The following is a 14,407-nucleotide window of genomic DNA, read 5'->3' on the forward strand; positions in this document are numbered from 1 at the left end:
AGATGAATCACGTAAAAGCATTGGCCATGAAGTTCGTTATGATTGCAGCAGTCTTACTTATTATCCTCACTTTACTGTTTGATGTTCCTTTCGCTGACACCTTATGGATTAGCCTAGTGTTAACCTTAGTTGCATACGTAATGGGCGATTTGATGATTTTCCGAAAAGCAGGAAATCGTTCAGACCAGAACAAACGCAATGCCATTGCTACGGTATCTGATATAGTCGTCGCGTTCCTGGTCATTTGGCTAATGGGGGATGCACTGGTCGGCAATAATGTCGATATTATCACTCCGGCGATTATTTCGGCTCTTGTTATTGGCGGCGGGGAATGGTTCTTCCACAAATACCTTGACCGCAGCGTCTTCCCTGAAAAGCATGATACAACAGGCACAGCAACTCGATAAAATAAAAAAAGACTCCTTCACAGGAGTCTTTTTTCAGAGCTTGTAGATAAAAAATTTTTTACACATGATAGCTGAATAAACCTACGACTGGAGAGAAGATACCGGATCCTCCGTTACAGCCGGACGCGTTCCGCGGGCTCGCGCCGAACTAACTCGGAACTAGCGTCCCGAGTGGATTTCGGCACTTCGCTATCCCGCTGGAGTCGCCGGCTTTCACTCCGGATTCTCCAAGTAAAGGCTACCCGGAAGTATCGCTTTTCTTCTTGAGCTAGCTGGTTGAACAGCATCCGATTTATCGTTCACTTTCGGAAGAAAGAGAGTCGTCCAACTGGACCAGCCACGGAGACTCCTATGGGAGCAGTGAAGGAGAAACGCGACGGAGCGACGAAAGCTGAAGACCCCGCAGGCAAGACATTGGCCGAAGGCAGTGAGGCCATGTCTTTGCGACGAAGCTAGCGCCGCGATGCAACGCACTTCCATGTTTCGAAGCTAGCGAAGCGATGCAGAAACAGGAGCAGCGGGTTTTCGAAGCGACGAGGAGGCTGAAGCTGAGCCCACGGAAAGCGAAGTGGCCGGTCCGGTTGGTTTTATGCATTTCTACACATTTCATCTAGCCTTTGTTTACAGGCTGAGAAAAAAGACTCCTTCACAGGAGTCTTTTTTCATGCCCTTATTGTTCGAGCTCAACGCGTTCGTATAGTCCGCCGGCCTGTTGAATCCGGCTGGCGAGGTCGCCGCGCATTTCAAGAATTTTGCCGGAAGACATTTCAATCACTTTGCCATTTTTCAAATGCATGGCTACGGATTGGACGGTTTGTGTGTTGTCTTCTTTTCCAATCCGCTCTTCGATTTTCTCGAAATCTTCCCATTTGTAGCTTTCGGAAGAAATAGAAAAGGGCCCGTTGTAAGTGAATTCATCCGTTGTCATGTAGTAATAGTCACTAAGCGACAACCACATACCGGCACTGCCGGCCACAAACAAAATAGCGGCGGTCAGATACTTCTTCATCCGCATTTCAATGAGCGCCAAAGCGAACAAGCCTGCAGCAATCAGCGCAATGCCAATGCCGCCCGTGATGAGCGAAATATAAGAAGTTCCGATTGCAAGTGCCTCCGGTGTGATAAAAATGACTTTTAACGGATAGAAAATGGCCACTGGCGCAAAAAGAGAAGAAATCAATAAAATGATTGCGAAGGTGATGTAAATGATTTTCTTCTGGTCGACAAAATCATACATATTCCAAGTCCCCTTAAACCATTAATCGGACCAGTCTGGATTTTGATAGTCCGGTTCTATATGTACGAGTACGACGCAATTCGGTTTCACTTTTTGGATTTTTCGTTCAATTTCCTCAGTTATCCAATGGCTCTCAATCACATTCAAGGAAGGGTTGACCCCTATAGTCAAATCAATGAACATGACGTTGCCGTGATTGCGGCCTTTAAAGTCCCGTAAGATGCTGACGCCCGGCACTTTACGCACCAGGACGGACATCGTTTCCACTTCGTCTTCGTTAAACCCATCGGTCAAAGTCAAAACAGCTTCCTTGAAAATGTCCAGCGCTGTTTTGATGATAATCAGTCCGACGATAAATGCCGTAACCACATCAATTATCGGAGCACCAAGAACCGCTCCGATAATTCCGATGCCGGCGCCAATACTGACCAAGGCATCCGAACGGTTGTCGTAGGCGGCTGCCCGCACGGCAGAACTTTTTATCTGGCGGCTGAGCTTCATATTATAGCGATACACAAAGTACATCACCAAAGCACTGAAAAAAGCGATTCCTGCTGTATAAAGGGAAGGTGCAGCTTCTGCAGGGGAGAAGAAATTGCGTACGGCCCCTAAAAGCACTTGCAGCCCGATAATGGCCATGATGAACGAGGCAAGCAGTGAAGCGATTGTTTCTGCCCGCAAATGGCCATAATGGTGGTTTTCGTCAGGCGGTTTTTGCGAAATCCGCAATCCGATCAATACGGCCACCGATGCAATAATATCTGTTAAGTTGTTCAGTCCGTCCGCCTTCAGTGCTTCTGAAGAGCCGGCATACCCGAAAGAGAGCTTTAATGCGCTGAGAAAGACATAGGCGCCGATGCTGATCCAGGCGCCTTTTTCCCCTTTGCGCAAATTTGTATAGAGCTCCATAAAGTTTCCCGCCTCCAAGTCTTGTAAACAAAGTGAAACGACCCTCGAATGAGAGCCGTTTCGTGTAAATTCTGTATTTGTCTTTATTTGCGCCTTTGAACTTCTAAGTAGAGGAGTTGATGTCCATCGATTTCTTTTGCCAAAAAATCGTAATTTTGCTCAGAAATTTTTTGCCCTTTAATTGTATCAAAACTTTTGGCCATAAACCATCCTCCGATTGTATCAATGTCTTTATCCGCTATATCAATTCCCAGCAGATTATTGATGTGGTCAATCAACAGTTTGGCATCAAAGATATAATGGCCTTCTCCCAGTTGTTGGACTTCCGGAATTTCATCTGTATCAAATTCGTCCTGGATGTCACCGACAATTTCCTCGAGGATGTCTTCAATTGTCACAAGGCCGGACGTCCCTCCGTATTCGTCCCGCAGAATGGCCATATGAATCCGTTCATGCTGCATTTTCAACAGCAGCTCGCTGGCTTTACTTGCGTCAATGACTTGGATGACCGGCAAAGCAAAAATCCCGACAGGCAGCTGCCCGTTTGCCGGATCTTGAATAAAAGCCGTCAACAGGTGCTTCATATTTACCACTCCGACAATGTGGTCTTTATCGCCGTCGGTAATGGGATAGCGGGTAAATTGCTCGTTTTGGACAAACTGGATGGCTTGTTTCAAGCTCGTATCTTTTTCAATTGTAGTCATGGCGGTGCGGGGAACCATGATGTCTTTCGCATTCAAACTTTCGAACTCAAAAAGTTTATGGGCATATGCATATTTGAGGGCATTGGAATCGCCGTTTTTTAAGCTGTCCGACAAGAGCCGTTTTACTTCTTCTTCCGTATGGGCAGCACTGCCTGCAGACATGCGCTGCACCCCGGACATGCCTGTGATATAACGGACGGAGCCCTGGAAGAGCGGGATGAAAACAAATAACAGCCGGCTGCACCAGACAAGCCAACGAGCATTGGCCAGCAAGATTTTTTCAGCCTGCTGGGCAGCAATCGATTTCGGCACCAAGGCACCGGCGACGATGAGCAGAAAAGCGATTGACATAAAAGTGAGAACCATGGAAACAGTTTCGGCAGTGCCGGGTGAAAAGCCAACGTGCATCACGATTGGCAAAGTAAACTGTTTAGCCAGGCCATAGCCTAACCACCCAACTCCTAAAATGGATGCAGTAAGGCCGATCTGGCAAAGGCATAAATAATTGTCCATGCCGGACATAACTTTTTTTGCCGCGATTGCCCGTTTGCTTCTGTCAGCAAACAAAGCGTCAATGCGGGAAGTCCGTACTTTCACTATCGCAAATTCACTGGCTGAGAAAAAGGCAGTAGCCGCGAGGAAGACAGCAATCGCTGTCAATCGTATGGGTATGTCCAAATGGCTCCTTTGCTTCAGCTTCTAAAAAGCGAAACAAAGTTTACACCTCCTGAAAGGAAAGTTTGATTTGTTTTAATAATAAAAGATTAAACAATAAAAGACAAATAATTCTGAAAACAAGTTTACGAAATTGTAATACTCACTCATATAAGCAATCAGTTATGCTTAAAGGAAGGGCTGAGTAAATAGCACAAAACTCAGCCAAAAATCAAAACGGCGAAGGAGAGAATTATGGCAAAAAAGAATTACATGGAAATTTTAAAAGCATCTACGAAATTAGGGCTGACTTCTTTTGGAGGCCCTACAGCACATCTTGGGTATTTCCGGGAAGAGTATGTGGTGAAGCGAAAATGGCTTGACGATAAAGCCTATGCCGATTTGGTCGCATTGTGCCAATTCCTGCCGGGGCCGGCAAGTTCACAAGTCGGAATTTCTATCGGCATGCTGAGAGGCGGAATATTCGGCGGCTTTCTATCCTGGTTCGGCTTTACAATGCCTTCGGTCATCTTGCTCGTATTGTTTGCCTTGCTTGTTACCAATGGTTCTTTCGACAGCGGCTGGATCCAGGGCTTAAAAATCGTTGCGGTTGCGGTAGTCGCACATGCCTTGTTGGGGATGGGCAAGTCGCTTGCCCCGGATAAACCCAGAATCGCGATTGCTGTCGGTGCTGCTGCGGCAATTTTGCTGATGCCGACCGCTTGGGCTCAAATTGGCATCATTGTATTGACCGGAATCATCGGTTATTTTCTTTATCGAAAAGCAGAGGCGCCGGAAGCCGTCAAGCTGGCTTTAACGTTCGGCAAAAAGACGGGGTTAGCGGCTTGGGCGATTTTTGCCGGACTGCTGATCGGATTGCCTTTGCTTCGCCCCGTTATCGAATCAAGCTATTACGCTATATTTGATATTTTCTACCGCGTCGGATCAATCGTATTCGGCGGCGGGCATGTCGTCTTGCCGATGCTTGAACGGGAAGTGGTTCCAAACTGGATGTCAGCGGATCTCTTTATTTCCGGTTACGGAGCGGCACAAGCCGTTCCTGGACCTTTATTCACTTTGGCTGGTTACTTGGGTCAATTGATGGGCAGCGGACTTGGCGTTTTGCTTGCCGTAGTGGCCATGTTCTTGCCGTCGTTTCTGCTGGTAATCGGCACTTTGCCGTTTTGGAGCATCATCCGTACGAAGTCTGGGGTGCAGGCAGCCTTAAAAGGCGTTAATGCAGGTGTGGTCGGCATTTTGCTGGCAGCGTTGTACGACCCGGTTTTCACTTCGGGAATCCGCGGGCCGCTCGACTTCGCAATTGCGATTATCGCCTTTGCAATGTTAGTCTATTTTAAACTGGCACCATGGATTGTTGTACTGGTTACCGCAATTCTTGGAGCAGGGGCATACGCATTTCTATCATAAGGGGGATGTCGAGTGGCAATTGCAAAAAATGGGGAACAGCCCGATTCACTGGCACGTTTTAAAGCCGAGTTCTATCAAAAGGAAAATGAAATTTACATGGATGGCAATTCGCTTGGGCTGATGTCAAAAAGGGCGGAAACCAAGCTGCTTGAAATCACGGAAAGCTGGAGAGCCCACGGCATTGATGGCTGGACAGAAGGAACCGATCCCTGGTTCACGCTGGCGGAAAATTTAAGTGCGCGGATTGCGCCGCTTGTCGGGGCCTTGCCGCATGAAGTGATGGTGACCGGATCGATCACCTCGAATATCCACCAAATGCTCGCGACGGTTTTTCAACCGTCGGAAAGCCGCTCCGCAATCGTAGTAGATGAATTGAATTTTCCATCCGATATTTACGCGGTGGAAAGCCATTTGCGGCTGCGGGGACTAAATCCCGAAACGGCTTTGAAAAAAATCCGGAGCCGGGATGGCTACACGCTGGAACTTGAAGATATTTTGGAGCAGTTGACGGAAGATGTGGCTGTACTATTATTGCCATCCGTTTTGTACCGAAGCGGGCAGCTGCTGCCGATTCAGGAAATTACTCAAGCCGCCCATCAAAAAGGGATTCTTGTCGGCTTTGACCTGGCCCATTCCATTGGCGCGCTTCCCCATGCATTGCATGATGCGGAAGTAGACTTTGCGGTCTGGTGCCATTACAAGTATATGAATTCAGGTCCAGGCGGCACAGGCGGCCTGTATCTTCATGAACGCCATCACCAATTGCTTCCCGGCCTGGCTGGCTGGTTCGGTTCAGATAAAACGAAGCAATTTGATATGGATCATTCCTTTACAAAAGCGGAAGGGGCAGGAGCTTACCAAGTAGGCACTCCGCATATCTTCAGCATGGCGCCGCTGCTTGGCAGCTTGGAAATATTTGAAGAAGCCGGCATTGGGAACGTTCGTCAGAAATCGCTGCAACTGACCCGGCTTCTGCGGGAATTGATTGCCGAGGAGATCCCTGAATTCGATGATGTGACACCGGAACGGGATGAAGAACGTGGAGGGCATATTGCGCTGGCCCATAAGGAAGCGGCACGAATTTGCAAAGCATTGAAAGAAGCCGGAGTTGTACCTGATTTCCGTGCACCGAACATCATCCGCCTTGCACCTGTCGCTTTGTATACGTCGGTGGAAGATGTGGAAGAAATGGTCAAGCGTTTGAAAAAAGTGATGGTTGAAGAATTGTATAAGAACTATACTAATGAACGAAATGTGGTGGCGTAGATGAAAATCGAAAAAATATACGATATTTCGATGGAATTGAGCGGGCAGACACCGGAATGGCCAGGGGATATTCCATTCCAATACGAGCTTGCAGCGACCATTGAACAAAGCGGTTCTGTCAACGTAGGGAAAGTGGTGACAAGTACGCATATCGGAACACATGTGGATGCACCTTTCCATTACGACGATGACGGCATCAAAATCAGCGAATTGCCCCTGGACTGCTATTTAACAACAGCGCAAGTAGCGGATGTAAGAGGGAAAACTGAAATAACCGGTTCGGATTTGCCGGCAGTGGAAAAAGGAGTCACCGCCATTTTGCTGAAAACAGACAGCTGGAAAGACCGGACCAAATTCCCGGAAACCTGGCCGCTGTTCGACCCGTCGATTGCTGAGTGGATGAAGGAGAACGGCATCAAGCTGCTGGGAGTGGATGTGCCGTCGGTGGATACAGAACACAGCAAAGACTTGCCGATGCATATGGCGATGAACCGCCATAACCGATTCATTTTGGAGGGCATTGTCCTCGATGAGGTGCCGGCAGGCGTTTACCAATTGGCGGCACTGCCGCTGAAAATCAAAGACGCTGATGGAAGCCCGGTCCGTGCAGTCCTATACACGTAAAAAAAACCTTCACTTATGTGAAGGTTTTTTTACATATGTGCAGAGCGGAAATACGGCTCCAGGTTCTTGATGTTGATCGCTATTTCGTCGCACACTTCCTGATACAAGGCCCATTGTTCCGACAAGTCAGACGAACGGAGCTCCGGATTCTGGATGTCCCACCTCAGCACTTTCTGTGCGGGTAAATCGCTTGGTATATCAGCGGACTCGTATTCGCTGTCATGCAGCGCAACAATCAGGTCTGCCTGGCTTACTTCTTGAGAGTTGTATGCACGCGGCTGTACTTCCGGCACATTCAATACAATTTCTTTCATTATCTCAACTGGCGTGTCGTTAATCGACGGATCGCCCCATGCAGCACTTCGGATATCCCAATCACTGAGTTCGAGGCGGTTCGCCCAGATTTCAGCCATGAGACCGCGGTGCTGGCTGGAAGAAAGAAAATATACGGTATGTTTAGACATGGCTGAATCCCTTCTTCCTCTGTGATAACTTTTCTCTTATTAGTAATCTATACCCACCTCATCCACTTTTAAACTGACACTTTCTTACTAATACAAGGCAATAAATCAAGAAAGTATCAAAAAAATAAGTTTACTCGGTTCTATTGGAATACACCCACCGAGTAAACTTCCATTATTTTACTACGAGAACTGAACACGGAGCCTCTTTGATCAATTTACGGCTTACCGATCCGACGAAGAACTTTTGAAGGCCGGATTTGCCGCTGTTGCCAATAATCAATAAATCCACATGCTGTTCTTCAATAAAAGCAGGGATCGTTTTGCTGGCACTTCCTTCCAAAGCTAAGACATTCGCTTGGATACCTTTTTCCTCCAGCTGCTGGTGAATCGAATTATGCATATGCTTGGAGAATTCGATGGATGTATCCACATAATCGGTGTTTGTCTGAGACGCCATGCCATCAATGTCGGGCGGCATAAATTGGGCATACGTACTGTCTACATTCGCGGAAACAACCCGGGGCGTCGTGCCGCCTCCTGCTTCTACTAACCCGGTGGATTCGTGGTATTGCTCGTTCACATAAATAATGGTCAATTTAACATCAGGCAGGGCTTTTTTGAATTCAATAGCTTGGTCGAATGCCAGGCGGCTGCCGTCTGAACCATCATAAGCCACCATAATGTTTTGATACATACCATTCAACTCCGATTCTAATATTGTTACTACTAAATTACCCTAGGCATAGAAAACGAAACCTTAATTGCTTAAGGCGAGCGCATGGAAGATGGCATAGCTGGAAATTTTGCATTGATTCTGTATTAATAAATAGGAAGAATATCTTATTTTATTAAGATTTCGATTTATTCCGAAAAATCTTGACAATCTAAAAATAAGGGTGTTACTCTTAAATTACCAAATCAAAGGAAAAGGAGGTTTTGACAATGAAAAAGTTATGGATTGCAGGTTCAGCCAACTTCATATTAATGTCGGACCATCCGAATTTTTCCCTTTGAATTTATTTCGGGACTAAAAATATCGGGGCTGGTCTGATACCCAGTCCTCTTTTCATGCGCGCGTGCCTAGAAAACAGGTACGCGCTTTTTTGTGTTCAATTGCCGGCCCTTTGAGGACAAACAGGGTTTTGTCCAGCTTTTTGCTGTTCAAATAGATAAAAAACCAAAGGAGAGAATGAAGATGAAAAAACTTCAACAACGAAAAATTCTAATCAAGGAATCGCTGGAAGGCGACTAGCAGACACGTAAAGCAGAAAGAAGAAAGAAGGCGTAAATGATGTTTAGTGTTTTATGGAAATTAAGATGGTTTTTTAAAGAAAACTGGCTGCGCTACACCGTAGCTGTAGGCTTATTGATGATTGCGAACGTCATTGAAATTGTGCCGCCTTGGCTAATTGGCATCGCAATCGATTCAATTGCCCAGCAAGAACTGACTAGCCAGTTATTATGGCAATACATTCTTGTGCTGGTGGTGTCATTAGTGCTGGCCTACTTAATCAATTTTGTCTGGCAATATCAGCTGTTTGGCGGGGCATACGTCATTGAACGCCAGCTCCGTTCCAGCTTGATGGGGCAATTTTTGAAAATGACTCCGACATTTTATGAAAAAAACCGGACCGGCGATTTAATGGCGCGGGCAACGAATGATTTGCGGGCCATTTCCGAGACGGCCGGTTTCGGGATTTTGACAATGGTCGACTCCACTTTGTACATGGCAACGATCATTGTCGCAATGGGCTTTTTGGTGTCATGGGAATTAACGTTTTTTGCACTCATCCCATTGCCGATCCTCGCGATTGTCGTTCAAATACTCGGCAAAAAAATCCATGTCCGCTATACGGCAGCACAGGATGCTTTTGGTGGGATGAACGACAGTGTGCTTGAATCTGTGGGTGGTGTACGGGTCATCCGTGCCTACGTGCAAGAGCGGGCATCTGAAAAAGAATTCTCGGATATGACCAATGATGTGTATGAAAAAAACATGGCCGTTGAGCGCATTGATGCCTTGTTTATGCCGGTCACAAAAGTCCTGACTACCATCAGCTATATGATCGGTTTGGGCTACGGGGCAGTGCTCGTTGCAGAGGGCACCATGTCGCTCGGCGATTTGGTCGCCTTTAACGTGTACTTGGGAATGATTGTCTGGCCGATGTTTGCCATCGGTGAAATGATCAATATCCTGCAGCGAGGCAATGCGTCGGTAGACCGGGTAAACGAAACACTCGATTACCAGGAAGACGTGAAAGACCCGGCCACTCCGGAGTTCATTGAAAAACCAAGCCATATCGGCTTCCGGGACTTCAGTTTCACGTATCCGCAATCGAGTTCGATCAACCTGCAAGGCATCAATCTCTCGATGAACAGCGGCCAAACGCTGGGCATTGTCGGAAAGACCGGAAGCGGGAAGACGACCTTCGTGAAGCAATTATTGAGAGAGTATCCGCTCGGCGAAGGGTCTGTCATGATGAATGGCGTCGAATTGAGCGATTTGACAAAAGATCAGCTGCGCAGTTGGATCGGCTATGTGCCGCAGGACCACGTGCTGTTTTCCCGTACGATCCGGGCCAATATTTTATTTGGAAAATCGGATGCAACCGAAGAGGACATCCAAGAAGCCATTCGGCTTTCCCATTTCGAAAAAGATCTGGAGATGCTGCCGAATGGCCTGGAAACCTTGGTAGGGGAAAAAGGCGTCGCTTTATCCGGTGGCCAGAAACAGCGGATTTCCATTGCACGGGCATTGATCAAAAACCCGGAAATACTGATTCTGGATGATTCGCTTTCTGCCGTGGATGCGAAAACAGAAGCGAAGATTATTGAGAATATCCAGGCAGAACGCTCCGGGAAAACGACGATTATTACAACTCACCGCCTATCGGCAGTTCAGCATGCCGATTGGATTGTTGTACTGGATGACGGAAAAGTCATCGAAGAAGGAACACATGAAGACTTGCTGAAAACAAAAGGTTGGTATAGTGAACAATTCCTCCGCCAGCAGATTGAGGAGGTGTAAGCATGGGGACAGGAAAACGTTTGCTCCAATACGCCATGCATTTTAAAGGAATTTTAATCGGGGGTTTGCTGCTTTTAGCCATTACGGTAGCGGCTGACTTGGCGGCGCCGCTTGTGGCCAAGGAAATTATCGACAACCACATCGCACCGGTCGGCGGCACGCTCAACTTTGAGCCGATTGCCTACTTGTTGGCTGTTTATCTGGGGCTCGGGATCGTCGCAGCGGTATTCCGCTTTCTCGAGTATTTATACTTGCAGAAAGGGGCCAACCGCATCATCCAGAAAATGCGCAATGATGTCTACAGGCATGTACAGACATTGCCAATCCGTTATTTTGACAGCTTGCCTGCCGGAAAGGTAGTCTCCCGCATTACAAACGATACGGAAGCAATCCGGGAATTGTTTGTAACGGTGCTGTCGCAATTCGCTACCAGCTTTATGTATATGGGCGGCATTTACGTCGCCATGTTTTATCTGGATTGGAAACTGGCGGCGATGATGCTGGTGCTGGTTCCGCTCCTATACGGCTGGATGCTGTTGTACCGGAAGTTTGCGGCTAAATACAACCACGTTGTCCGAGAAAAATTGAGCGACATGAACGCCATGATCAACGAGTCGATTCAGGGGATGACGATCATCCAGGCCTTCCGCCGCGAGAAGCAGATGAAAGAAGAATTTGAAGAAATGAACAACAAGCATTACAAATTCCAGCAGAAACTGCTCATTTTGGAAGCGACTGCTTCCTACAATATGGTTGGCGTACTGCGCTCCTTGGTTTTTGTATTGTTTATCTGGTATTTCGGCACCAATGCCATTACGGCAAACTCAGCAGTGACAGTAGGCGTCCTTTACGCCTTCGTGGATTACATCATCCGTTTGTTCAATCCGATCAGCGGCATCGTCAACCAGTTTGCCAAGCTTGAACAGGCGCTTGTAGCAGCGGAACGCGTTTTCCGTTTGCTTGACCGGGAAGGCGAAGCGGTCAGCGACGAAAACATTGCCCGATACCGCGGCAATGTCCGGGTGGAAAATGTCTGGTTCGCTTATAAAGACGAAGAGTATGTCCTGAAGGATATTTCGTTCGAAGCAAAGCAAGGGGAAACGGTTGCGTTGGTCGGCCATACGGGATCCGGCAAAAGTTCCATCATGAATTTGCTGTTCCGCTTCTATGATGCGACTAAAGGGGCCATAACCATTGATGGGCAGGACATTACGAAAATGTCCCGCCAGGCTGTCCGAGAGCATATGGGAATTGTCCTGCAGGATCCGTACTTGTTCACAGGGACGATCGAGTCGAACGTGTCGCTTGGAGACAAGCGGATCACCCGCAAAATGGTGGAAGATGCGCTTGCTGCTGTTGGCGGTGAGCGGGTGCTGAAACATTTACCGGGCGGCATTGACGAACCGGTAGTGGAAAAAGGCAGCACCCTTTCTTCCGGCCAGCGGCAATTGGTTTCATTTGCCCGCGCACTGGCTTTCGATCCGGCCATCCTCATTCTGGATGAAGCCACTTCGAACATCGATACGGAGACGGAAGAAATCATTCAGCATGCAATGGAAGTGCTGAAAAAAGGCCGCACTACCTTCATCATTGCCCATCGGTTGTCGACGATCAAGAACGCAGACCGCATTCTTGTTCTTGACCGCGGCTCCATAGTAGAATCAGGTTCTCACGACGAGCTGATGAAACTAGGCGGCCAGTACTATCAGATGTATCAAATCCAATCTGGAATGTCCTCTACCCAGCACGTCGGGTAAAAGGGGCATTCCCTTTTTTTGTCGCCGAAAATGCTATTGCTGTTAAAATCATTGAACCTTACATATAATAAAAAGCACCGGAAACTTTCCGGCGCTTTAATCGTATACATGGTAGAGCATCAGCTCGTGGATCATTGTTTTAATCGCTTCTTCGTCTTCAGGTGCTTTGGAAAGCCAGACGATGCGGCCATCGGGATGATACTCGCCTGCAATTCGTTCGTTTTTATAGAAAAAGGATATATTCCAGCCAGGCAGCTGGGAGTTTTCAAACATTGGTTTAAATTTAAAATGCTGCAGCATACAAATCCTCCTTTGGTTCTTTCTTCAGTATAAAGGGATTTTATGTGAATGACAAAGAAGAAAAAAGAAATGAGTGAAGATCGTGAGTATTCTATTGACCATTGTTTTAATGGCAGTCATTGGTGCTTTAATCGGCGGCATTACCAACTTTATCGCCATCAAGATGCTGTTCCGGCCGTATAAAGCCGTTTATATTGGCAAATGGCGCCTTCCTTTTACACCCGGCTTAATCCCGAAACGCCGCGACGAGTTATCGACGCAGCTAGGGCGCACCATCGTTCAGCACTTGCTGACGCCGGAAACATTCAAGAAGCGTTTCTTCAATGAAGAAATGCGCAGCAAATTAGAGGCTTGGATGTACCGGGAACTGAAGACGCATGTTTTTGAGTCGCAGCGTTCACTTAATGGCTGGCTGGAAATTGCCGGACAACAGAATCTGGATGTACGGATCGAATCAAAGCTGGATGAACTGGTGGACCGGCAAGCGTTGTCGCTGCGCGCTTATATTGAAGGCAAAACCATCGGTGAACTGCTTCCGGAAAACTGGAAAGAAGAAACAGAACAAAAGATGATTCATGCCGTGAAATACGGCATTGACCAAGGGTCGGATTATTTTGCTTCGATTGAAGGGCGCCAAACCGTCAAAAACTTCTTCGATGAATTCCTGGAGTCGCGCGGACGTTTCGGCCATATGCTGCACTCCCTGCTTGGCGAATCCAAACCGATTGTTGACCGCATCCAACCGGAAATCATCAAATTCTTAAATTCCCCAAGAACGTTTGAATTGGCCATTACGCTGGCATACGGAGAATGGGAAAAACTTCAGGACCGCAGAGCGGATGACTTGCTGAAGGAATTTGATTTTGAGCCGGCAGTAGGCGCCGTTAAACAATATGTGCGTGAAATTGCCAATATCGACGGCCGTTTGGACCGGACACTTGCAGAGACTTGGCCGACAGGGTTAGAATGGACAAGTGCCAATATTATCCCGCTTGTCACGGATTTTGTTTTTGAACAAGGGGAAGTGAAATTGGAAGATACGCTTCATAAGATTGATATCCAAGGCATGGTGAAAGAGCAAGTGGACTCATTGCCGCTGAGCCGCCTGGAAGAATTGGTTCTGGGAATTTCACAACGAGAATTGAAGATGATTACGGCACTGGGCTTTTTCCTTGGTGGATTTATTGGGATTTTCCAAGGAATTATCAGCATCGTGCTAAATAACGCGTAGAGGAGAATGATCATGGCAGTTAATATTTACGATGACATCAACAAATTAGAAAGCACGTTCCGCAGCACCGAGGAATTCGGCAAATTGAAGCAAGCGGTGGAAGCTGTCACAGCAGACAGCGATTCCAGCCAATTGTTCAAGAACTTCCGCGACCTTCAAATTACGCTTCAGCAAAAACAAGCGCAAGGCGAAGAAATCACTGAAGAAGAAATGGTCAGTGCACAAGCGACAGCGCAGGCTGCACAAGCTGATCCGAAAATTTTAGCTATGCTTGAAGCTGAAATGGGCTTGAGCCAAATCATTGATGAAGTAAACCGCGTATTAATCAAACCGGTTCAATCGCTTTACGAATCAATGTAATTGGATTAAAATAAAGGATTTTCACAAGAAGACACCGA

At 47.2% G+C, this 14,407-nt stretch carries 14 protein-coding genes; 8 read left to right on the forward strand and 6 right to left on the reverse strand.

The window, feature by feature from the left end; all coding sequences use genetic code 11:
* The first annotated feature begins 2 nt into the window (after positions 1-2).
* Complete coding sequence (locus BLQ32_RS09080) at positions 3-407, forward strand: YndM family protein (protein WP_074510103.1); 405 nt, start codon at positions 3-5, stop codon at positions 405-407.
* Positions 408-1,077: 670 nt separating this feature from the next.
* Here BLQ32_RS09080 and BLQ32_RS09085 read toward each other — a convergent pair.
* From BLQ32_RS09085 to BLQ32_RS09095, 3 genes are all read right to left on the reverse strand, one after another.
* On the reverse strand, positions 1,078-1,644 hold the full coding sequence (locus tag BLQ32_RS09085) for a hypothetical protein (RefSeq protein WP_074510104.1): 567 nt from the start codon (positions 1,642-1,644) through the stop codon (positions 1,078-1,080).
* A 21-nt stretch (positions 1,645-1,665) separates the two neighbouring features.
* Entirely contained in the window at positions 1,666-2,553 is an 888-nt protein-coding gene (locus BLQ32_RS09090; protein ID WP_036807907.1) for a cation diffusion facilitator family transporter, read from the reverse strand.
* 83 nt (positions 2,554-2,636) lie between these two features.
* The gene (locus tag BLQ32_RS09095; protein WP_244890339.1) at positions 2,637-3,935 is read right to left on the reverse strand and encodes a hemolysin family protein; all 1,299 of its coding nucleotides are present in this window, start codon (positions 3,933-3,935) and stop codon (positions 2,637-2,639) included.
* Between the two features lie 231 nt (positions 3,936-4,166).
* Between BLQ32_RS09095 and chrA the strand changes: the two genes are divergently transcribed.
* The 3 genes from chrA to kynB are packed head-to-tail and all read left to right on the forward strand — an operon-like array spanning position 4,167 to position 7,229.
* Positions 4,167-5,339, forward strand: a complete 1,173-nt coding sequence (gene chrA, locus BLQ32_RS09100) for a chromate efflux transporter (protein ID WP_074510106.1) — start codon at positions 4,167-4,169, stop codon at positions 5,337-5,339.
* A gap of 12 nt (positions 5,340-5,351) precedes the next feature.
* Positions 5,352-6,605: a kynureninase gene (gene kynU, locus BLQ32_RS09105; protein WP_074510107.1), complete on the forward strand. Its 1,254-nt coding sequence runs from the start codon at positions 5,352-5,354 to the stop codon at positions 6,603-6,605.
* Positions 6,606-7,229 (forward strand): arylformamidase, encoded by a 624-nt coding sequence (gene kynB / locus BLQ32_RS09110; protein WP_074510108.1) that lies wholly within the window; start codon positions 6,606-6,608, stop codon positions 7,227-7,229.
* A gap of 29 nt (positions 7,230-7,258) precedes the next feature.
* Here kynB and BLQ32_RS09115 read toward each other — a convergent pair whose 3' ends face one another.
* Both BLQ32_RS09115 and BLQ32_RS09120 read right to left on the reverse strand, forming a co-directional pair.
* Entirely contained in the window at positions 7,259-7,693 is a 435-nt protein-coding gene (locus BLQ32_RS09115; RefSeq protein WP_036807931.1) for a low molecular weight phosphatase family protein, read from the reverse strand.
* 172 nt (positions 7,694-7,865) lie between these two features.
* Positions 7,866-8,387 carry a universal stress protein gene (locus BLQ32_RS09120; RefSeq protein WP_036807936.1) on the reverse strand — a complete coding sequence of 174 codons (522 nt, stop codon included), beginning with the start codon at positions 8,385-8,387 and terminating at the stop codon, positions 7,866-7,868.
* Between the two features lie 597 nt (positions 8,388-8,984).
* Here BLQ32_RS09120 and BLQ32_RS09125 point away from each other — a divergent pair.
* Both BLQ32_RS09125 and BLQ32_RS09130 read left to right on the forward strand, forming a co-directional pair.
* A complete protein-coding gene (locus BLQ32_RS09125) occupies positions 8,985-10,721 on the forward strand; it encodes an ABC transporter ATP-binding protein (protein WP_053166632.1) in 1,737 nt (578 codons plus the stop codon).
* A 2-nt stretch (positions 10,722-10,723) separates the two neighbouring features.
* Complete coding sequence (locus tag BLQ32_RS09130; protein ID WP_074510109.1) at positions 10,724-12,478, forward strand: ABC transporter ATP-binding protein; 1,755 nt, start codon at positions 10,724-10,726, stop codon at positions 12,476-12,478.
* 96 nt (positions 12,479-12,574) lie between these two features.
* On the opposite strand, the gene BLQ32_RS09135 is transcribed toward BLQ32_RS09130, so the two are convergent.
* Positions 12,575-12,778 (reverse strand): YheE family protein, encoded by a 204-nt coding sequence (locus BLQ32_RS09135; protein WP_074510110.1) that lies wholly within the window; start codon positions 12,776-12,778, stop codon positions 12,575-12,577.
* A gap of 82 nt (positions 12,779-12,860) precedes the next feature.
* Here BLQ32_RS09135 and BLQ32_RS09140 point away from each other — a divergent pair, with 82 nt between their 5' ends.
* Positions 12,861-14,009, forward strand: coding sequence for a DUF445 domain-containing protein (locus tag BLQ32_RS09140; RefSeq protein ID WP_244890340.1), 1,149 nt, complete (start codon positions 12,861-12,863; stop codon positions 14,007-14,009).
* Between the two features lie 12 nt (positions 14,010-14,021).
* Positions 14,022-14,369, forward strand: coding sequence for a YlbF family regulator (locus tag BLQ32_RS09145; RefSeq protein WP_074510111.1), 348 nt, complete (start codon positions 14,022-14,024; stop codon positions 14,367-14,369).
* The last annotated feature ends 38 nt before the right edge of the window (positions 14,370-14,407 follow it).

This window comes from Planococcus glaciei (assembly GCF_900099655.1).
GTDB classification, from domain to species: Bacteria; Bacillota; Bacilli; order Bacillales_A; family Planococcaceae; genus Planococcus; species Planococcus glaciei.